18 protein-coding genes are annotated in these 19,970 nt (G+C 70.7%); 9 read left to right on the forward strand and 9 right to left on the reverse strand.

Annotated features, from left to right (window positions below; genetic code table 11):
• Positions 1-14: 14 nt before the first annotated feature.
• A complete protein-coding gene (locus ABD987_RS24965; protein ID WP_345398315.1) occupies positions 15-1,994 on the reverse strand; it encodes an acetoacetate--CoA ligase in 1,980 nt (659 codons plus the stop codon).
• A gap of 72 nt (positions 1,995-2,066) precedes the next feature.
• Positions 2,067-2,696 (reverse strand): dienelactone hydrolase family protein, encoded by a 630-nt coding sequence (locus ABD987_RS24970; RefSeq protein ID WP_345398318.1) that lies wholly within the window; start codon positions 2,694-2,696, stop codon positions 2,067-2,069.
• Between the two features lie 146 nt (positions 2,697-2,842).
• Between ABD987_RS24970 and hisC the strand changes: the two genes are divergently transcribed.
• On the forward strand, positions 2,843-3,898 hold the full coding sequence (gene hisC / locus ABD987_RS24975; protein WP_345398321.1) for a histidinol-phosphate transaminase: 1,056 nt from the start codon (positions 2,843-2,845) through the stop codon (positions 3,896-3,898).
• Between the two features lie 58 nt (positions 3,899-3,956).
• On the opposite strand, the gene ABD987_RS24980 is transcribed toward hisC, so the two are convergent.
• A complete protein-coding gene (locus ABD987_RS24980) occupies positions 3,957-4,718 on the reverse strand; it encodes a sulfite exporter TauE/SafE family protein (RefSeq protein ID WP_345398324.1) in 762 nt (253 codons plus the stop codon).
• Between the two features lie 70 nt (positions 4,719-4,788).
• Positions 4,789-5,151, reverse strand: coding sequence for a VOC family protein (locus tag ABD987_RS24985; protein ID WP_345398327.1), 363 nt, complete (start codon positions 5,149-5,151; stop codon positions 4,789-4,791).
• Positions 5,152-5,257: 106 nt separating this feature from the next.
• Between ABD987_RS24985 and ABD987_RS24990 the strand changes: the two genes are divergently transcribed.
• Positions 5,258-6,031: a FadR/GntR family transcriptional regulator gene (locus ABD987_RS24990; RefSeq protein ID WP_345398330.1), complete on the forward strand. Its 774-nt coding sequence runs from the start codon at positions 5,258-5,260 to the stop codon at positions 6,029-6,031.
• Here the strand turns inward: ABD987_RS24990 and ABD987_RS24995 are convergent.
• A complete protein-coding gene (locus tag ABD987_RS24995) occupies positions 6,028-6,789 on the reverse strand; it encodes an SDR family NAD(P)-dependent oxidoreductase (RefSeq protein ID WP_345398333.1) in 762 nt (253 codons plus the stop codon). The genes ABD987_RS24990 and ABD987_RS24995 overlap by 4 nt on opposite strands.
• A 75-nt stretch (positions 6,790-6,864) precedes the next feature.
• Here ABD987_RS24995 and ABD987_RS25000 point away from each other — a divergent pair, with 75 nt between their 5' ends.
• The 3 genes from ABD987_RS25000 (at position 6,865) to ABD987_RS25010 (ending at position 9,857) form a co-directional block, all read left to right on the forward strand.
• The gene (locus ABD987_RS25000) at positions 6,865-7,413 is read left to right on the forward strand and encodes a CGNR zinc finger domain-containing protein (RefSeq protein ID WP_345398336.1); all 549 of its coding nucleotides are present in this window, start codon (positions 6,865-6,867) and stop codon (positions 7,411-7,413) included.
• 31 nt (positions 7,414-7,444) lie between these two features.
• A complete protein-coding gene (locus ABD987_RS25005) occupies positions 7,445-8,257 on the forward strand; it encodes a class I SAM-dependent methyltransferase (protein WP_345398339.1) in 813 nt (270 codons plus the stop codon).
• 118 nt (positions 8,258-8,375) lie between these two features.
• A complete protein-coding gene (locus tag ABD987_RS25010; protein WP_345398342.1) occupies positions 8,376-9,857 on the forward strand; it encodes an adenylate/guanylate cyclase domain-containing protein in 1,482 nt (493 codons plus the stop codon).
• 11 nt (positions 9,858-9,868) lie between these two features.
• Here ABD987_RS25010 and ABD987_RS25015 read toward each other — a convergent pair whose 3' ends face one another.
• Entirely contained in the window at positions 9,869-10,882 is a 1,014-nt protein-coding gene (locus ABD987_RS25015; protein ID WP_345398345.1) for a beta-ketoacyl-ACP synthase III, read from the reverse strand.
• Positions 10,883-11,079: 197 nt separating this feature from the next.
• Between ABD987_RS25015 and ABD987_RS25020 the strand changes: the two genes are divergently transcribed.
• On the forward strand, positions 11,080-11,559 hold the full coding sequence (locus ABD987_RS25020) for an Lrp/AsnC family transcriptional regulator (RefSeq protein WP_345398348.1): 480 nt from the start codon (positions 11,080-11,082) through the stop codon (positions 11,557-11,559).
• Positions 11,560-11,755: 196 nt separating this feature from the next.
• Positions 11,756-12,160 (forward strand): SsgA family sporulation/cell division regulator, encoded by a 405-nt coding sequence (locus ABD987_RS25025; RefSeq protein WP_345398351.1) that lies wholly within the window; start codon positions 11,756-11,758, stop codon positions 12,158-12,160.
• Positions 12,161-12,255: 95 nt separating this feature from the next.
• Here ABD987_RS25025 and ABD987_RS25030 read toward each other — a convergent pair whose 3' ends face one another.
• Positions 12,256-13,356, reverse strand: a complete 1,101-nt coding sequence (locus tag ABD987_RS25030) for a S1 family peptidase (RefSeq protein WP_345398354.1) — start codon at positions 13,354-13,356, stop codon at positions 12,256-12,258.
• A gap of 445 nt (positions 13,357-13,801) precedes the next feature.
• On the opposite strand from ABD987_RS25030, the gene ABD987_RS25035 reads away from it, so the two are divergent.
• Positions 13,802-16,621, forward strand: a complete 2,820-nt coding sequence (locus ABD987_RS25035) for an ATP-binding protein (protein WP_345398357.1) — start codon at positions 13,802-13,804, stop codon at positions 16,619-16,621.
• A 4-nt stretch (positions 16,622-16,625) separates the two neighbouring features.
• Entirely contained in the window at positions 16,626-17,312 is a 687-nt protein-coding gene (locus ABD987_RS25040) for a hypothetical protein (RefSeq protein ID WP_425551090.1), read from the forward strand.
• Positions 17,313-17,319: 7 nt separating this feature from the next.
• On the opposite strand, the gene ABD987_RS25045 is transcribed toward ABD987_RS25040, so the two are convergent.
• Both ABD987_RS25045 and ABD987_RS25050 read right to left on the reverse strand, forming a co-directional pair.
• Positions 17,320-18,489: a GGDEF domain-containing protein gene (locus ABD987_RS25045; protein WP_345398360.1), complete on the reverse strand. Its 1,170-nt coding sequence runs from the start codon at positions 18,487-18,489 to the stop codon at positions 17,320-17,322.
• 449 nt (positions 18,490-18,938) lie between these two features.
• Complete coding sequence (locus ABD987_RS25050) at positions 18,939-19,967, reverse strand: ABC transporter substrate-binding protein (RefSeq protein ID WP_425551091.1); 1,029 nt, start codon at positions 19,965-19,967, stop codon at positions 18,939-18,941.
• Between the last annotated feature and the right edge of the window lie 3 nt (positions 19,968-19,970).

Consider the following 19,970-nt stretch of genomic DNA (forward strand, 5'->3'; position numbering starts at 1 on the left):
CATGCTTCCCCCGTTTACCCCTTGGCCAGCTCCACGAACGGCGTCAACGCCGCCGGATTCGCCAGCGCGTCCCTGCTCACGGCCCGCTCCGGGGCCACCCCGGAGAGGATCTTCTTCACCGGTACCTCACACTTTTTACCGTTCAGTGTGCGCGGCACCTCCGCCACCACGACGAACCGATCGGGTACATGCCGCGGGGAGAGCGCGCCGCGCAGTTCCCTGCGCAGCGCCGGCTCGACGTCGGTCAGCTCCGCGTCCTTGGCGAGCACGAGGAAGCAGAGCAGCTGTCCGTCCTCGTTCCCGGCGGCCGAGGTGTCCACGACCAGCGAGTCGACGACCTGGTCGAACCCCTCGACCACACGATAGAACTCCGCGGTGCCCATGCGGACCCCGCCGCGGTTGAGAGTCGAGTCACTCCGGCCGTAGATCACCGCCGAGCCGCGCCCGGTGATCCGGATCCAGTCGCCGTGCCGCCAGAGCCCGGGGTACATGTCGAAGTAGGCCTCGCGCAGCCGCGAGCCGTCGGAATCGTTCCAGAAGAACACCGGCATCGACGGCATCGGCTCGGTGATCACCAGCTCGCCGACCTCTTCGACGACAGGCTTGCCCGCCTCGTCGAACGCCGACACCGCGGCGCCGAGTGCCCGGCACGACAGTTCGCCGAGCCACACCGGAACGTCGGGGGCACCGGCGACGAACGCCGCGCACAGGTCGGTACCGCCGGACACCGAACAGATCTGCACGCCCCGGCCGACCTCGTCGACGATCCAGCGGAACCCCTCGGTGCTCAGCGGAGCGCCCGTGGACCCGAGCACGCGCAGCGCGGTCAGATCGTAGCGGGCCGCCGGCCGGATCCCGGCTTTGAGACAGCTCTGGATGAACGGCGCCGAGGTGCCGAAGTAGGTCACCCGGTGCTGCTCGGCCAGGTGCCACAGCACGTTCAGGTCCGGATGGCCGGGGCTGCCGTCGAACAGCACGATGGTGGTGCCGACCAGCAGCCCGGAGACGAGGAGGTTCCACATCATCCAGCCGGTGGTGGTGAACCAGAAGAACCGGTCGCCCGGCCCGAGGTCGCTCTGCAGCGCGAGCGCCTTCAGGTGCTCAAGGACGATCCCGCCGTGGCCGTGCACGATGCCCTTGGGCAGGCCGGTCGTACCGGAGGAGTAGAGCACCCACAGCGGATGCCCGAACTCGACCGGTTCGAACGCCAGCTCCGCGTCCGCGTGCTCCGCGAGCAGCGCGTCCCAGTCGAGGGTGCCGTCGAGCCCGCCCTCGCCGACGTAGTCGACGAGCACGGTCGCGGTGAGCCCCGGGATCCGTTCCCGCAGCTCGGTCACGGTGGTCCGGACGTCGAAGGAACGTCCGTTGTAGACGTAGCCGTTGACCGCGACCATGACCTTCGGCTCGATCTGGGCGAACCGGTCGACGGTCGCGCGGACACCGAAGTCCGGGGAGCAGGACGACCAGATCGCGCCGAGGCTCGCCGCGGCGAGGAACGCGACGAGCGTCTGCGGGCAGTTGGGCGCGAGCGCGACCACCCGGTCGCCCTTGCCGACCCCGAGCTCGCGCAACGCCGCCCTGGCGGCGGCCACCTTCGCCCGCAGTACGCCGTAGGTCAGCTGTTCGGCGACGCCGTCCTCCCGGTGGAAGATCACCGCGAGTTCGTCGTCATCCTTCGCCGCGCCCGCGACGCCGGGGCTGAGCGCGTGCTCGGCGTAGTTGAGCGTGCCGCCCTCGAACCACTTCGCCGACGGCATCGTGCCGGACAGGACCGCACCCGGCCGGTCATGCCAGCGCACGCCGAGGAACTCGGTGACGGCGGACCAGAACTCCGGTACCCGCTGGGTGGAGAACTCCCACAGGGAGGAGTAGTCGTCCACCTCGACGTCGCGTTCGGCGCGCAGCCACTGGCGGAAGGCGTCGATCTTGGTGTCGGACACGTGGCTCGGCTCAGGGCGCCAGAGCACTTCGGGGGCGTCTGCGGTGTACGTCACCCCGCGATGTTAACTCTCGCTAACCGCACCAACCAGGTCCTCGGTCACAGCACGAAACCGGTCCGGTTCCGGTCAGCGCAGGTGCGCGTCGAACCAGTCGAGGGTGCGCTGCCAGGCTTCCGCGGCGGCCGCGGGATCGGCGTCGAAACGGTGATGGGCACCGGGGTAGTGGACGACGTTGGTGACGACACCGGCCGACGCGGCGGCCTCCCGAAGCTGTTCGACCTCGGCTCCGCCCGCTTCGTCTCCGGCGTCGCCGTACATGCCGAGCCACGGGCTGGTGAGGCGTCCGGCGATCTCCACCAGCGTGGGCAGCTCCGCGACCCGCTGGCCGCCGACGCTCACCGCCGCGCCCAGCCTGCGGTGGGACGCGACCACGAGCGCCGCGGTGCCACCGAGGTCGAACCCGACGACACCGATGAGATCCGCCTGCACCCCGCGGTCGCCAAGCCAGGCGAGCGTCGCGTCGGTGGCGTCGAGCAGGTCCTGCTGGGTGAGGTCGTCACCGTCGAGATGCGGGGTGACGGTGAGCCAGCCCTCACCCGCGAGGCTCAGCAGCAGGAGCCGGACACCGTCGGTCACACCGTCCGCTTCGTGCAGCACCACCAGGCCACCGCGTACCGCGCCCACGGGCTGGGCGAAGGTCAGGTGCAGGGCGCTGCCGTCCGCGCGCGGGTGTTCCACCGTGCTGGTCGTGGTCATGCCGCCACTCAAGCACCTCCAGGTGAACGGGGGAACACAGTGTGGCGGGCCACCCACGGGCACCCGCGCGTCCAAGTGCTCGCGAGAGCGGCCGTCGAAAAGATACGGTGATTGTGTTGTCCCGCCTGAACCGAGGAGCACCGAAGATGTCGACCGTCGCACCGCGAGCCGATCTCGAATCGTTGCCGAAGTACGTTCCCGGCCGGACGATCCAAGGCGCGATCAAACTGGCGAGCAACGAAGTGCCCGGTGGCGCGCTGCCCAGTGTGGCCAAGGCGCTCGCCGAAGCGGCGACGGGGATCAACCGCTACCCCGACACCGGTTCGCAGGCGCTGCGTGACCGGCTCGCCGCCGACCTGGCGGTTCCGGTCGAGCGGATCGCGGTCGGCTGCGGCTCGGTTTCGCTGTGCCAGCAGCTGGTCCAGGCCGTGTGCGCGCCCGGTGACGAGGTCATCTTCGGGTGGCGTTCGTTCGAGGCGTACCCGATCGTCACCCAGGTCGCGAACGCGGTCGGCGTGCGGGTGCCGCTGACGGCGGGGCACGGGCTGGACCTGGACGCGATGCTCGCCGCCATCACGCCGAGGACGCGGCTGATCTTCGTCTGCAACCCGAACAACCCGACCGGGACGACGGTGCGGCGGGCGGAGCTGGAGCGCTTCCTCGACGCGGTCCCCGGGCACGTGCTCGTCGCGCTCGACGAGGCGTACCGGGAGTTCGTGACCGACCGCGAGGTGCCGGACGGGATCGAGTTCACCCGCACCCGCGACAACGTCACGGTGCTGCGCACGTTCTCGAAGGCGTACGGACTGGCGGGCCTGCGGGTCGGTTACGCGGTGGCGCCCGAGCCGATCGCGGACGCGCTGCGGCAGGTGTATGTGGCGTTCTCGGTCAACATGCTCGCGCAGGTCGCCGCCATCGCGTCGCTGGACGCGGCCGACGAGTTGCTGACGCGCTGCCGCGAAATCGTCGGCGAGCGGGAGCGGGTCCACGCGGCCCTGCTCGAAGCGGGCTACGAGGTGCCGCCCACGCAGGCGAACTTCGTCTGGCTCCCCCTGGGTGACCGGGCGGCGGCGTTCGCCGAGTACCTCATGGACCGGAAGCTGATCGTGCGTCCGTTCCAGGGCGACGGTGTCCGCGTCACGATCGGCACGCGCGAGGAGAACGACCTCTTCCTCGAGGCCGCCCGCGAGTTCCTCCGGTAACGCGCGGCCCCGCTGCCCCCGGCGGTTGCCCGGCACCGCCGGGGTGGCACCGGGCCCGCTACTTGATCAGCAGCTGGATCACCGCGGCGACCCCGACGACGACGATCACCCCGCGCAGGACCGTCGGCGAGAGCCTGCGGCCGATCTTCGCACCCAGCTGGCCGCCGATGGTCGAACCGACGGCCAGGAGCCCGACCACCGGCCAGCTGACCGGCGCGGTGAAGGCGTAGATCACCCCGGCGACGATGTTCACGACGGCGGAGAGCGAGTTCTTCACGCCGTTGAGCCGCTGCAACGGTTCCGACAGCAGCATGCCCATGACCGCCATCATCATCACGCCCTGCGCCGCGGTGAAGTAGCCACCGTAGATGCCGATCAGGAACAGCAGGAACATCAGCAGCGGCCCCGGCTTGTGCTCGGTGCCGTTGGCCTCGCGCCGTTTGGTGACCCACTTCGCCACCCGCGGCTGGATGATCACCAGCACCACGGCGAGCCCGACCAGGACGGGCACGACGGTCTCGAACGCGTCCTTGGGCAGCGACAGCAGCAGGATTGTCCCGCCGATCGCGCCGAGGAACGACGCGACGGCGAAGCGGGCGACCTGCGGCCAGTACCCGACGAGCTCGTGCCGGTAGCCGATCGCGCCGCTGACCGTGCCCGGCGCGAGGCCGATCGCGTTCGACGTCGTGGCCGTCACCGGTGGATATCCCAGCGCGACCAGGACCGGGAACGTCACCAGCGTCCCGGACCCGACGACCGCGTTGATGGTGCCCGCCCAGACACCCGCTATCACGATGATCACCGCGTGCCACCACGTCATGAAGCGCTCACGTCGGGCACCCTAAGCACGGTGATCGGCTGACGCGATGGAGATGTGTCTGGTCAGACACTCATGGGCGGCGCGTCCGCTCGAACACGCAGAACTCGTTGCCCTCCGGATCCGCGACCACGTCCCACTCGATCTCGCCGTCCCGCGCCCTGACCAGGGTCGCCCCGGCGGCGATCAGCTCCCCGGTGTCACCGAAGACGTCCAGGTGCATGCGGTTCTTCACGACCTTGCGTTCGGGCACCGGGTTGATCCAGATGAGCGGCCCCTTCCCGGCCGGGTCCACGATCGGCACGGGCCAGTCCGCCGGACGTGCGTCACCGGTGCGCGAGTCCCGCCGGACGTAGCCGAGGGCGGCGCACCACCAGTCCGCCAACCGCTGGTGATCGACGGCGTCGAGCGCGAGGTCCTTGAAGGTCGCCGGCATGGTCGAAGTCAACCAGTACCGGTGCGCCGGACCCACCCACGGGCCGCGCGCCGCGGTGCCGGGCCGTGTCCTCCCGGGAGCGCCCACGACCTGACAGGATGGGGCCGTGGTCGAACCCGGTGAGCCCAGCGTGCCCGAAGCACGCCCGGAACAGGTCTGGAGCGCGACCGTCGACCATCTGCGCGCCATGATCGACTCCGGGCAGCTCGCACCCGGTTCCCGGCTCCCGGCCGAACGGGTGCTGTGCGAACAGCTCGGGATCAGCCGTGGCTCGCTCCGGCAGGCGTTACGTGTCCTCGACTCCATCGGGTACGTCCAGATCCGCGCCGGTTCGGGCACCTACGTCCGGGAGCAGGAGGGCTCCGGCGGCAGGCCGCTGCGTGGCTGGTTCTCCGAGCACGAGCAGCTCGTCGAGAAGCTGTTCGACCTGCGTGCCACGGTCGAACCGACCCTCGCCGAGCGGCTCGCCCGCCAGCACACGCCGCGCGTCGTGAGCAAGCTGGAGGACAACGTCGCCGAGATGGAACAGGCCGCCGCCGACGGGGACATGCTCCGCGTGATCGCCACCGACGCCGAGTTCCACCGCGTCATCGCCGGGAACGCGGGCAACGACGATGTCGCCGACCTGCTGCGGTCCGTCCTCTCCCTGGTCGGCGAGGAACGCCGCGCCGCCCTGCGCCTGCCGGGGCAGATCCGCAAGGCCGTCGACGAGCACCGCGCCATTCTCGACGCCGTCCGCCGCTCCGACCCCGCGGCGGCCCGCGAGCTCACCCTGAAGCACCTGCTGGACGCCAAGACCTACGCCCATGACTACGCGTCCACGACGTCCTCCCCTCTCGTCGATCCACCGGGACCCGATCCGTCCACAAAGGATTCCTAGACCGTCTTCACCATCCCTCCATCGATCACGAGGTCCGAACCGCTGATGTTCGGCGCCTTCCCGGAGGCCAGGAACACCACCAGCGCGCCGACCTCCGCCGGCTCGGTGAACCGGCCGGTGGACGAGCCCATCAGCTCCGGCATCCGTTCGACGAGCTCACCGATCGGCACCCCGGCCTGAGCCGCGAGGTGATCCCCCACCGACCCCGGCGCGGTCCAGACCTCGGTGCGGACCGGGCCAGGGGAGATCGTGTTGATCCGGACCCCGCGCGGGCCGAACTCCTCGGCGAGCGACTTGCCCAGGTTGACCAGCGCCGCCTTCGCCGCCGAGTAGTCGAGCACGGCGACGCCGGGAAGGCGCGCGTTCACCGAGCCGATGTTCACCACCTGCCCCCGCCGTTCGAGGATGCTCGGCAGCGCGGCCCTGGTGGCGCGGATGGTGCTGTAGAGCGTGAGATCCAGCGTCCGCCGCCAGTCCTCGTCGGTGACGCTGAGAAACCCGCCCGGCCGGGTGCCTCCGCCGCCGACGTTGTTGACCAGCAGGTCCACCCCGCCCAGCTCGGCCAGCGCGTGCCGGATGAGCCGATCGGGCCCCTCCGGCGACGTGAGATCGACGGGGGACGTCAGCGGGGTCGCCGCCTTCAGCTCCGCACTCACCGTGCGCGCGCCCGCGACGACGCGGTACCCCGCCGCCACCAGCTCCCGCACCACCGCGAGCCCGATCCCCCTGCTCGCCCCGGTCACCACCGCGTTCTTCATCATTCTCCCTGCTGGACACCACCAAACAGCTTTGCCGGTGTCCATGATACAGTAAAGCCGTTAGGTGGTGTTGCGATGGCATGGGATTGGGAGGTCGAAGCCACCGAGTTCCACCGCGTCCCAGAGCGGTTGGTGCCGGTGTACGACTTCGTGAACACGGTCGACGAGCGAACGTTCGGCGGGCGCACGCCGGACGATCGGCTGCCGGAATGGCTCCGCGAGCGAGGCGGGTTCACGGCGGCCGAACTGGAGCTGGCCGAACTGCTGCGCGCGGCGCTCCGCGGGGCGGCGACGGTCAACCGCACCGGCGAACCGAGCGAAGAGGCCGCGCGCGACCTCGAACGCGCAGGCAAGGAACTACCCCTGCACGCCGACGGACGCCTACAACTGGCCTCCTACCAGGAAGGAGTCACCGGCAGCCTCGCCGAACTGCTCGCGACCGTGGTGCTGACCTCGGCCGACGGCAGCTGGGCCCGGATGAAGACCTGTGCCGCCCCGGACTGCGGCTGGGTGTTCTACGACAGGAGCAAGCCACGCAACGGCCGTTGGTGCTCGACGGCCGGGTGCGGGAATCGCGTAAAGACGCGCGCTTATCGCGAACGGAAGGGAGTACATTCTTCATGAAGTTGTGAAACTTATGACGGGGGTAGTCACGATGGAGAAGGTGCACTTCACCGAAGAGAAGGCGACCATGCTGGCCACGCTGTACGGCCGGGCGCTGGACAGCAGGCTGGACGACCCGATCCTCGGTGACCGGGCGGCCGACGACGCGGTGCGGCGGATCGACTACGACTTCCCGAAGTTGGGACTCACCGGCGAGCGGGCCTCCGCCGTGGTGCTGCGGGCGAAGCCGATCGACGACTGGGCGGCCGAGTACCTGGTCAAGCGCCCGGACGCCGTCGTGGTGCACCTGGGCTGCGGGATGGACAGCAGGGTCTACCGGCTCGACCCGCCACCGACCGTCGAATGGTTCGACATCGACTACCCGGAGGTCGTCGAGCTGCGGCGGAAGATCTTTCCCGAGCGGGAGCACTATCACACGATCGGCTCCTCGGTCACCGACTTCGACTGGCTCGACCAGGTCCCGTCGGACCGCCCGGCGCTGATCGTCGCCGAGGGGCTGACCATGTACCTGAAGCCCGAGGACGGGGCGGAACTGTTGCGGCGCCTGGTCGCGAAGTTCCCGTCCGGCGAACTGATCTGCGACGTGTTCAACCGGCTCGGGATCAAGCTGCAGAAGATCAACCCCGTGGTCCGGAAGTCGGGGGCGACCCTGTACTGGGGCGTCGACGACCCGCGGGAGTTCGAGCGGTACGGCCTCGACCTGATGTCCTCCTTGGACGCCTCGGAGTGGGCGACCCCGGACGTGATGGCGCGCTTGTCCCCGGCCACGCGGATGCAGCTGCGGATGTCGAAGTACCTCCCCGTCGTCCGCACGATGGCCCGGATCGGCCGCTGGCGGTTCTGAGCGAGGCGTACCGGAGCGGACGCGACGGGTGAGCGGCGAGCGCGACGGGCCATCGAAACGCGCGGTCGCGGGCGTCTGTCCTCGCCGCCCCGGCGCGCACGCCATTACGATCAACAGCGTGCGCAGGAACGCCGAGCTGGGGAGGTTCCGGGTGGTGCTGCGCACCAGCCTGGGCTTCGCGGCGCTCGGCGTCGGTTCGAGTGTCTGCGGGTCGGGCGTGGTGGCGCTGCTGCTGCTTCTGCAGGGCCTGCCGAGCGACGTCGGTGACCACGGCTGGGTGCTCGGGCTGACGGCGGCCGGGATCGTGGCGCTGTTCCTGATGGTCGGCACCTTCTGGACCGCGTGGCTCCAGCGCCGCACCGCGGTGTGGTTCGTGCTGGGGCGGCCGCCGACGGAGGCCGAGGCGCGCCGCGCGCTGCGGCTGCCGGTCGACATGGCCGTGGTCAGCGGCACGCTGTGGCTGATCGGCACCGTCGTGCTCGCCGTGCTCGCGGGCGTGCTCGGTTCCCCGGCGGACGCGGCCGGGATGGCGCTGACCATCGGGCTGGGCGGGCTGACCACGGTCGGGCTCACCTACCTCGCGGCCGAATGGGTCGCGCGGCCGGTGATGACGATCGCGCTGGCGGTGACCCCGCCGCGGGGATCGCTGCCGGTCACCGTGCTGACCCGGCTGGTGGTGACCTGGGCACTGGCCAGCGGCGTGCCGTTCGTCGGTGTGCTGGTCGTGGCCACGCCGCCGGATCTCGGCAGCGGCGATCACACCGCGAGCCTGGTGATGCTGTCGGTGATCGGCCTGGTGGTCGGCGCGTTCGGCACCGCGCTGCTGGCGCGGGCGGTCGCGGCGCCGCTGCACCGGCTCCGGATCGCGCTGGACCGGATCGCCAGGGGCAGCACGGACGTCGCGGTCGACGTGGACGACTCGAGCGAGATCGGCATGCTCCAGACGTCGGTCAACGAACTCGCCGCCGGGCTGCGCGAACAGGACCGGATGCGGGACCTGTTCGGCAGGCACGTCGGGACCGAGGTCGCCCGGCACGCGCTGGAGTACGGCGCCTCGCTCTCCGGTGACGTGCGCGAGGTGACGGCGCTGTTCGTCGACGTCGTCGATTCGACCGCGCTGGCCTACCACACGCCACCGGAGGAACTGGTGGGAAAGCTCAACCGGCTCTTCGCCAGCGTCGTCGACGCGGTGAACTCGCGCGGCGGGCTGGTGAACAAGTTCCAGGGCGACGCGGCGCTGTGCGTCTTCGGCGCGCCCACCCGGCACGCGGACGCGCCGACCTCGGCGCTGGCCGCGGCGCGGGCGATCCGCGACGCGGTCCGGGAGGCGGGCGAGCTCGACCTCGGGATCGGGGTGGCGAGCGGCCAGGTGTTCGCCGGACAGCTCGGCACGAGCAGCCGCCTCGAATACACGGTCATCGGCGACGCCGTGAACGAAGCCGCGCGGCTGACCGAGCACGCGAAGTCGGTGCCGTCGCGTGTCCTGGCGAGCGACGCGGTGCTCACCGAGGCGCTGACCAGCGAACGCGAGCGCTGGTCGAAACACGGGGAGATCGTGCTACGCGGACGCCAGGAACCCACCCTCGCCTGGACCTGCTGAGCCAGGACGCCTCACCCGGGAACGACGTCCGGCCAGCGCAGCAGCGTCGAGCCCCAGGTCAGCCCCGCGCCGAACGCGCTGAGCAGCACCCGGTGCCCCGGTTCGAGCGTGCCGTCCGCGCAGGCGTCGGCGAGCGCGAGCGGGATGGACGCCGCGCTGGTGTTGCCGACGCGCTGGATGTTGGCCACCACGGCGTCGGCGGGGAGGCCGAGCTGTTTCGCCGCCGACTGCAGGATCCGGATGTTCGCCTGGTGCCCGACGAACCGGTCGACGTCGCCGACCATCCAGCCCGCGCGCTCCAGCACGGCCCGCGAGGACTCCGCCATGCGCGCGCACGCGTGCCGGAACACCGCGGTGCCCTGCATGACGAGGAAGTGATCCCGCGGGTCGTCCGAACTCCGGCGCTTCGCCCCACCGGCCTCGACCCACAGCAGTTCCGCCAGCTCCCCCTCGCTGTGCAGGTCGAACGGGCCGAGCGCGCCGGGCTCGTCCGGCAGACCGGCGCGCAGCACCACGGCGCCCGCGCCGTCGCCGAAGATCGGCACGGTCGTGCGGTCCGCCGGATCGACCAGCGAGCTGAAGGTGTCGGCCCCGATCACGAGCACCCGCCGCGCGACGCCGCCCGCGATGAGCCCGCCACCGGTGGCCAGCGCGTAGACGAAGCCGCTGCACACCGCGTTGAGGTCGAAGGCCGCGCCGCCGAGGCCGAGCCGGGCGGCGACCTGGGGCGCGCTCGCCGGGCACAGCTGGTCGGCGGTGGACGTCGCGAGCACGACCGCGTCGACGGCGTCCGGTCCGGTGAGCCCGGCCGACGCCAGCGCCCGGCGGCCCGCCTCGGCCGCGAGGTCCACAGTGGATTCACCGGGCCCGGCGACACGCCGCTCGGCGATCCCGGTGCGGGTGCGGATCCACTCGTCGGAGGTGTCCAGCCGGCCGGCGATCTCGTGGTTGTCGAGAATCCTGACCGGCAGCGAGGCGCCGAGCCCGGCCAGTACGGCGGCCCGGCCAGGGGCTTGCGTCGACACTGGGAACCCTCCCGGGCAGTCAGAAAACGGGTGACAAGTCAGCACGCCACTTGTATGTGCTACCCCTCGGTAGACCGGTCAGTTGTGTTCCATGTCACCGGAAATGCCCTGATCGGGTGCACCTCGACCGCGGTCCCCGGCGGGTGAGCGGCACTAAACACGAGGCGCTTTCCGGGCCCGCCCGGTTAGCCTGAAGCGTGCACACTCCCGACCTCGACCACCTCGATCTGGCCATCCTCAGCTGTCTCCAGGAAGACGCCCGGACCATCGCCGAAACGATCGGCACCAAGGTCGGCCTCTCCGCCGCCGCGGTGCAGCGGCGGATCAAACGGCTGCGGGAGTCCGGGGTCATCGAACGCGAGGTGGCGGTGTTGTCGCCGCGAGCGCTCGGGCTGACGATGACGTTCGTGGTGCTGGTCGAAATGGAACGGGAAAATCTCGCGATGCTCGACGCGTTCCGGCGCCAGGTGCTCGCCGAGGACAACGTGCAGCAGTGCTACTACGTCACCGGAACCGCCGACTTCGTCCTGGTGGTGACCGCCGAGGACATGGCGGGGTTCGAGACCTTCACGCGCCGGATGTTCTTCGAGAATCCCAACGTCCGGCACTTCACCACCAGTGTCGTGATGGACCGGGTGAAGGTCGGGCTGACCCTGCCGCTGAGCGGCGGCGCCTGACCCCACTCCGTGTCCACTGTGGTCACCACGGGTATTCACGCGGACGCAAGGGGTATGTGGCCGGTGTTACACCACTGTGGACGGATGCAACCGATCGCGTGAACGTCGTCATTTCGCCGTCACGAGCGCCGGGCCCGTACATCTCCTTGCCGACAAGTTCGCGCCGCGCGAACCACGAGGAACACCAGGAGTGGCCGTGCACACCGACGCCGTACACCAGAGCCAGTTCGTGCTGCTGAACGAAAGCACCACGCCCGTGCTGTCCCGCCTGTCCTACCGCGCCGACGAGCCGTTCGCGGTCACCGTCTCGTTCCGGACCGAGCGTGGCCGCTGGATCGAGTGGACGTTCGCGCGTGACCTTCTCGTGACCGGGCTGGTCAAGCCGGCCGGCCTCGGGGACGTCCGGATCCGCCCCGACCTGTCCGAGGACGACGCGCTGCTGACGCTGGAAATCGAGTCGCCGGACGGCTACGCGTCGTTCGAGCTGGAGCGCGAAGACATCCAGACGTTCCTCGACTCGTCCTACGAACTCGTGCCGCTCGGCATGGAGAGCGAGCACTTCGATGTCGACGGGCTGATCGACGAGATCAGCAACGTCTGAACCGACCTCCCATTCCCGCGGCGAGGAAACGAACGGGCGGGTTTGAGCGCGCTGGAGGCGCTCAAACCCGCCCTTCGGTATTCCGCGGGAGGAGATCAGCCGAGGACGATCGACGTGCCGGTGGCCGAGATCGCCTTGCTCACCAGGTAGAAGTAGGTCGTCGAGGAGTCGCCGCCCGAGGTGAGCCCCTGCGCCTGGTTGCCGCTGATGAACGACCCACCGGAGTCACCGCCCTCGGCGTGCGCGCTCGTCTGCGTCATCCCGCGCACCGCGCCCTGCGGATAGCGCACCGTCTGGTTCTTGGCCTGGATCGTGCCGCAGGTCCAGCCGGTGGTCGAGCCCGCCTTGCACACCGAGGCGCCGACCGCGGCCTCCGTGGTCCCCGACACCCGGGTGCCGTTGTTGATCTGCCCCACCGGTGTCCAGTTGCTGTTCACCGTCGCGGAGGCGTAGTCCTCGCCGGGGAACTTGTACTTCCCGAAACGGCCCATCGCGACGTGGTTGTAGCCGCTCAGCGCGCCGCCGCCGGTCAGCGCGGCACAGTGCCCCGCGGTGAGAAACCCGCCCCGGACCGAGAAACCCACTGAGCAGCGCGAAGAACTGCCGATGTAGTACGCGTCGCCACCGCGGACGTCGTAGAACGGGGCCGGCTTCTCGGCGGTCTCGGCGATCGTGACCGCCGAGCGGTCGACGCCGGATTTCGCCACATACGCCTCAGCGACCGCACGCTGCCCACGAAGCACCGTGAGCGTTATCCGGTTGGCGGCCGCGTCGACGCCCCAGCCGGTCACCGCGTCCGGCGCGGCGGGCTCGTTCGCGTTCAAGGAGTCCACAGTGGAGTCGAGCTGCCTCGCGGTGAACCGGACCAGTTCGGCCTCCGCGCCGCCCGCGCGCACCCGGTCGAGCAACGACGCGTCGGTCACGCCGATCCGTGCCTTGCCGCTCGCGGCGTCATAGCTGACGCCCCCGAGCCGATCGCCCAGCGCGCCGGTGATCGACCGCGCGATCCGGCCGGCGGCCTCCTCGCTGCCGAGCCGCGTGATCGCCTGGTCGTGGCTCAGTCCGAGGTCGCGCTGGAGAGCGGCCACCATCCCGGGGTTCAGGGGAGCGAATTCCGCGGCGGCCGGGGTGGCCGCCAGTACACCGGTCGCCAGCACCGCGACAGCCACACCGCCGAAGGGTCTCTTGATCTTCATGGTTCTCCCTTACCGACTGGCACGCGGCCGGGGTGGCCACGTGGGCCCGGTGTGAGCCTTCGCGGACCGGACGGCCCACACAATCCGGACCGCGCGCGGATAGGTATACGCATTCCCCGGTGGACCAGCCCGCTGCTCCACCTGCCGACGCACCGTTGCTCTTCACCCGGACGGCCAAGTCCTTAAGTAGGTTTTCTTACGAACACGATGCGTGACATCCGTTGATCACCGACCGCATCCGACCCCGGCTTATTCGGGAAAATCGCCGACATTCCGCACACATCGTGGTTTTCCGTCCGGCAATGTCCGCCAACCGGTGCCGAGCACGCGCAGACGTGTGAGCGCACCGGCCCGCACGGCGGGCAACGCGTGGTTTACGGGTACGTGAAGCACTGCTTACGCTCCCCGCGCATCGGACGCCGCCGCTGCTGCCGAGGAGGTCGTCATGTGGCCGGCCATCCCCCGTTCGACCTCGATCTCCGTCCGCACCGGTCCGCCCGCGTTCGTCGGCAGGGAGCACGAACTCGACGCCGTCGTCGAGGTGCTCCGGCACCGCCCCGCCACCGTCCTGGTCGAGGGCGAGCCCGGGATGGGCCGCACCCGGCTGCTGACCGAGATCGCGCGCCACCGCGAGTTCGCCGCCGGGAAGGTCCTCGCCGGGGCCTGCCAGCGCTTTCGCGAGCCCTTCCCGTACGGGCCGGTGCTGGAAGCGCTTCGCACCGCGGCCGAGCATCCGCTCGGCCCGCTCAGCCCGGTCACCGGCGTACTGCGGCCGCTCCTGCCGGAACTGGCGGAAATCCTTCCCCCGCAACCGGAACCGCTCCCCGGCCCCGGCGCGGAACGCCATCGCGTGTTCCGCGCGGTCCGCGAGGTGCTGGCCGCCTGCGGGCCCGTCCTGCTCCTCGTCGACGACCTGCACTGGGCCGACGAGGACACCTGCGACCTGCTGCGTTTCCTCACCACCGCGATGCCCGCCGAGCTGGCGCTGGTTCTCGCCTACCGGGCCCCGCTGCGCACGCCGATCCGCGTCGCGCCCGCCGTGCACACCGCCCGCGTGTCGCTCGGCCCGCTCGGCACCGGCGCGGTTCGGCTGCTGGCGGCGGAGCTGCTCGAAAGTCCCGGCGTCACCGAGGATTTCGCGACGCGGCTTCGCGAATGCACCGCCGGTGTCCCGTTCGTCGTGGAAGAAACCCTGCGCGCGCTGCACGACACCGGCGACCGGCCACCGACCGGCGAACTCGTACTGGACAACCTCGAAGTGCCCGCGGCGCTGCGGGAGACGGTCGCCGAGCGGCTGGCCGCCCTGCCCCCGCCCGCGGCCCGGCTCGTCCGCGCCGCGGCGGTGCTCGGGACCGAGGCGGAGGCACCGCTGCTCGGCGAACTGGCCGGGCTCTCCGGGGAAACGCTCCGCCCCGCGCTGCTCGCCGCGTTGACCGGCGACCTGCTCTCCGATCTCGGCGAGGGCCGCTACGGGTTCCGGCACCCGCTCGCCCGCAAGGCCGTCCGGGACACTGTGGACAGTCCGGAAAGGACACTTCTGCACACGGAGTCGGTACGGCTGCTCGCGAGGCGACAGGCACCACCGCTCCGGCTGCTGGCCCAGCACGCGCGCGCGGCCGGGGACGTCGAACGGTGGCGCCGGTACGCCGAAGCCGCCGCCGGTGAAGCGACCGCGCGCGGGGAACCCTCGGCGGCGGTCGAGCTGCTGCGCGAGGTGCTGGCCGACCCCGGCGAGGACGTCGCCGGCCTCGCGCGGGCCGCCACCGCGTTGAGCGAGGTCACCCGGCACGGCTTCCACCCCGGCGCCATCGGCACCCTGGACCGGGTCCTCCGGAGGCCACTCGGGACCGAGGTACGCGGCGTCATCCGGCTGAGCCTCGGCGCGTTGCTCGTCCGCACCACCGGTGGGCTGTGCCGCGGCCGCGCCGAGCTGGAGTGCGCGGTCGCCGAACTCGGCGGCAGACCGGAGCTCGCCGCCCACGCGGCCCTGCTGCTCGCCCGGCCGCACGACGGGCTTACGCCGTTGTCCTGGCACGAACAATGGCGGCGGCGCGCGGAGGAACTGGCCGAGGGGACGACCGATCCCGGGCTGCGCCGCGAGCTGACCGCCACCCGGATCACCACGGCCGCCTGTCGCGGGGAGGCCACCGCGTGGCCGGAGTTCCAGGCGCTCCCGGCCGCCGACGCGGACCTGTCCCGCGGCGAACTCTGCGACGCCATGGTCTGGGCCGGGCACCTCCAGCGCGCGGAGCGGGCACCGGCCGGGCAGACCACGGAGGCGCACGGCACCCGGCTGCGGCTGGACTGGCTGCTCGGCCGCTGGTCCGGGCTCGCCGACAAGGCGGAACGGCTCCTGCGCGCCAACACCGAACTCGCGCCGGTGGTCGCCGAGGCCGCGCTCGTGCTCGGCAACCTGGCCGCCGTGCGCGGCGAGTTCGTCACCGCGCGCGGGCACCTCGCGACCGCCCGGGTGCACGAACCCGGCCACGGGCGGCTCCCGGTGGCGCTGGCCTCGGCGGCCACACTGGTCGCCGTGCTGCTCGCCACCGACGACGTCGACGCCGCCTGCCGGACCGCCGACGACGCGATGGACGCGGCCCGGCGCAAGGGAATCTGGCTGTGGGCGGCGGCGCTGGTGCCCACGGCCGCGGAGGCCTACACCCGGGCGGACCGGTGGCAGGACGCGGACACCGTGGTCGAGGAGTTCGCCCGCGGCACCGGTTCGCTGGACGCGCCGGTCGCCACCGCCGCGCTGACCGCGGGCCGCGCGACCCTGCTGAGCGCGCGCGGCAAGCACCCCGCGGCGGCGGCGCTGTTCGACGAGGCCGCGACGGCGTACGAACGGCTGCCGATGCCCTACCTCGCCACCGGGGCCCGCGAACGCGCCGTGCTCAACCGGCTGAAGGCCGGGCATCGCGACGCCGTCGCCGAACTGGCCGCGACCGCGACGACCTACGAGTGTCTCGGCGCGACCCGCGACGCCGGTCGCTGCCGGCACGTCCTCCGTGAACACGGCGCGTGGGCGCCGTCGCAGCGGGGACGTCGTGGCTACGGCCGCGAACTGTCCCCGCGCGAGCGCGAAGTCGCCGGGATGTTGTCGGAGGGCAGGACGAACCGGGAGATCGCGGACGGCCTGTTCCTCTCCCCGCGCACGGTGGAACAACACGTCGCGAAGGTGCTCCGCAAGCTCGGCGCCCGTTCGCGCACCGACGTGGCCCGCCGGCTGGCGGCCGGTGGCAACGCGAACGGTGAAGCCCTACCGTGATCCGGTGAACTCAGCAGCATCCACGGGGGAAGACGTCCCGGCGTGGCGCCGGGCCACCACCGGCGAATCCCGCTGGTCCGCGACGATCGTCGTGCTCGGGACGCTCGCGCTGCAACTGGCGCTGCCCGGCGAGATGGTGCTGCGGCCATGGTGGCTGCTGCCCGCGGTGTCCGCCCTGCTCGTGGTCGCGCTGCTGCTGATCAACCCTCGCCGGGTGGACCATTTCAGCCGTCTCGAACGCGGCGTCTCGCTGGCCATGGTCGCGGTCGTGAGCGTCATCAACGGCGCATCGGCGGTCCGCCTGGTGGTCGGGATCGGCACCGGCACCGTCGGCGGTCATCCGGCGCAGGTGCTGATCACTGGCGGCATCGTCTACTGGACGAACGTCGTGGTGTTCTCCCTGTGGTACTGGGAATTCGACCGCGGCGGGCCGGGCCGCCGCGCGCTGGGCGCCCGGCAGCGCGCCGACCTGCTGTTCCCGCAAATGGGCCTGCCCGGGCGCACAGCGAAGAGCTGGGAGCCGCGCTACCTGGACTATCTGTACATGTCCTTCACGAACGCCGCCGCGTTCAGCCCGACCGACGTGATGCCGCTGCGGATCTGGGCGAAGATGACGATGATGCTGCAGGCGGCGATCTCGCTCATGCTCGCGCTGATGGTGGTCGCCTGGGCGGTCGGCGGCCTCAAATAGCCCCGGCTCAGGCCGCGACCGCCATGCTCACCACCTGGTTGCGCCCGGTGTGTTTCGCTTGGTACAGCGCGGAATCCGCGACGTGCAGCAACCGATCGACGGCACGTCCCGCCACCGGATACATGGCGACCCCGATCGACGCCGACAGCCCGCGGACCCGCCGCGTCCCCTCCGCGCCCGGCACGTCGACGACGAGTTCCTGCACGGCGCGGCGGATCCGTTCCGCCACGACGAGCACGTCGTCCTCGGCCGCCCTCGGCAGCAGCACGACGAACTCCTCACCGCCGAACCGCCCGACCGAGTCGTAGTCGCGGACCTGCTCGGAGATCGTCGTCGCGACCGCCTTCAGCACCGCATCACCGGCGAGATGGCCGTAGGTGTCGTTGACCCGCTTGAAGTGATCGAGATCGAGCATCAGTACCCCGAACGTGTCCTGCGCGCCGGCCGCCTCGGCGAACTCCCGCTGCGTCAGTTCGTGCCACGCGTGCGCGTTGAGCACCCCGGTCTTGCCGTCGATGCGCGCCGCGACCTCCAGCTGCCGCACCAGGACGCTGCGATGCAGCACCTGCACGGGAAGCAGCACGAGCGGCACCAGGAACGGCTCGTACACCAGCCCCAGCGCCGTCATCCCGCCGAGCACCAGGGTGGCGAACTCCAGCAGGTTGTCGTCGACGCCGCCGAACAACGCCCGCGCGGAACGGGCACCGGTGTGCAGGCGCACCGAGACCGCGATGATCCCGGCGTTGGTCACGGTGTAGGCCACCGCGGCGGCGATGATGAGCGCCGACCCGGCCAGCCCGGTCTCGAACCGGCCGCCGGCACAGGCCCCCGACACCAGCGTCGAGAGCACCACCGCGGCCGCGCTGTAGATCACCCGGTACGTCGGACGTTGCGACATCCCGCGCCACACCCGCAGCCACAGGTGCCCGTAGACGAGTACCGCCAGCAGCGCGGCGAGCCCAGTGGGCAGCACCAGTACGCCACCGAAGGTCCACACCGAGGTCATGTTGATGTGCGGCGCACCGGCGATCCGCACCCGGAGGCGCTCGACGGTTCTGGACAGCTCCGCCTGCACCACCGCCAGCGCCAGCAGTCCCGCGAAATACCCGAAATCCGCTACGTGATACTCCGAACGGATCAGCGCCCACGTCATCAGCGTGAGCGCGGTCCCTTCCACCCCAACAAAAACCATCCAGACGGCGCGTGGCACTCCTGCCGGCGCCGAACCCCTCGAATTCATGTGACCGGCCCCCTCCGCTCACGACTCAGAGTATCGCCCCTCGCAGGATGAACGACCCGATGTCAAGAGCGAACCCCCGAATGGAGCAGCACCGGGAATCACCATGCGCGAAACTCGCCCGCCGTGAACGTCCGACGAAACGCTACCCCTGCCCCATATCACTCCACGATAGCCAGCGGGCTCCACGCTGTCACCGCCCGGACGTGCCTCTGCGGTGAACGGCCCCTTTTTACCGCTCACCGCACGAAAGCCACCGGACAGCGGAAACCTTCGGGTCGATTCGCCCGGCGAAAGTCCGTGAAGAACCCCTTCCCGGCGGGGGAGAACGGGAAGGGATCCTCCACGGCTGCGCGCTCACCCGCCGCCCGGCCGGGTGAGCGGGTCTCCTACCGCGCCACCTGCGCGTGCGCGGCGTCGACGAACCGGGTCGTGTAGGTCTGCGAAAGATCGATCCGGTCCTTGTGCGGCTTCACGTTGCTGGACGATTCGCCGAGCACCTTGAGCACGTTCTTCGCGCCGTCCGGATCCATCCGGCCGTCCTTGGTGAACATGCCGATGCTGTCCCTGAGCGACTTCACGTAAAGCGCCTTGTCCCCGCCCGCGAACGATTTGGGCATGATGTCGGCGATTTGTTCCGGTGTGTGCGAAGAAATCCAGGAAAGTGTTTCGACGAACGCGTTCGCCAGTTTCTGCACGATATCCGGATAGCGCTTCACGATCTCGCAGCTCATGTACAGCGAACTCGCCGGGTACAGCCCGCCGAGCGCCGCGCGGGTGCCCTCCTCGTTACGCATGTCGTAGAGCACCTTGGCCTGTCCGGTGTTCGTCAGCTGCGCGATGGTCGGGTCGGTGGTCATCCCGGCGTCGATGGATCCCTGCTGCAGCGCCGAAATGAACGTCTGCCCGGCGCCGACCTTCACCGGCGTGTACTCCTTCGAGCTCACACCGCCGCGGGAGGCCAGCGCCTTGGTCAGGAAGTCCGTCGACGAACCCAGCGAGGTGACCCCGAGGTTGCGGCCCTTGAAGTCGGCGCCGCTCCTGAGCTGTCCCGCCTTGTCCGTGGCGACCATTTCCGCCTCGCCCGGCACGTTCGAGAACTGCACCACGCTGGTGATGCACTGTTCCTTGGCCTGCAGGTCGACGGTGTGGTCGTAGAACCCGATCACCGCCTGCACCTCGCCCGCCAGCAGCGAGGTCTCGGCGTTGGCCCCGGACGGCTGGTCGAACAGCTCGATGTCGAGCCCCTGCTTCCGGTAGGCGCCGATCTGCTGCGCCAGCTGCCCCGGCAGGTAGATCACCTTCGACAGGCCGCCGACCATGAGCTTGACGTGCGGGGTGCCCGAGTCCCCGAGGTCGATGACCCGCGAGTCGCGGCAGGCGGTGAGCCCCGCCATGGCGACCGCGGCCGCGGTCACGAT

Source organism: Amycolatopsis samaneae, from assembly GCF_039541975.1.
Lineage (GTDB): Bacteria > Actinomycetota > Actinomycetes > Mycobacteriales > Pseudonocardiaceae > Amycolatopsis > Amycolatopsis samaneae.

What these genes read in the sequence shown, in the direction of transcription:
- ABD987_RS24985 (WP_345398327.1), bottom strand. Translation starts at nt 5,151, where the DNA reads ATGCCGGCGACCTTCAAGGACCTCGCGCTCGACGCCGTCGATCACCAG.
- ABD987_RS24995 (WP_345398333.1), bottom strand. Translation starts at nt 6,789, where the DNA reads ATGAAGAACGCGGTGGTGACCGGGGCGAGCAGGGGGATCGGGCTCGCG.
- ABD987_RS24980 (WP_345398324.1), bottom strand. Translation starts at nt 4,718, where the DNA reads ATGACGTGGTGGCACGCGGTGATCATCGTGATAGCGGGTGTCTGGGCG.
- ABD987_RS25005 (WP_345398339.1), top strand. Translation starts at nt 7,445, where the DNA reads ATGGAGAAGGTGCACTTCACCGAAGAGAAGGCGACCATGCTGGCCACG.
- ABD987_RS25030 (WP_345398354.1), bottom strand. Translation starts at nt 13,356, where the DNA reads ATGAAGATCAAGAGACCCTTCGGCGGTGTGGCTGTCGCGGTGCTGGCG.
- ABD987_RS25000 (WP_345398336.1), top strand. Translation starts at nt 6,865, where the DNA reads ATGGCATGGGATTGGGAGGTCGAAGCCACCGAGTTCCACCGCGTCCCA.
- hisC (WP_345398321.1), top strand. Translation starts at nt 2,843, where the DNA reads ATGTCGACCGTCGCACCGCGAGCCGATCTCGAATCGTTGCCGAAGTAC.
- ABD987_RS24970 (WP_345398318.1), bottom strand. Translation starts at nt 2,696, where the DNA reads ATGACCACGACCAGCACGGTGGAACACCCGCGCGCGGACGGCAGCGCC.
- ABD987_RS25035 (WP_345398357.1), top strand. Translation starts at nt 13,802, where the DNA reads ATGTGGCCGGCCATCCCCCGTTCGACCTCGATCTCCGTCCGCACCGGT.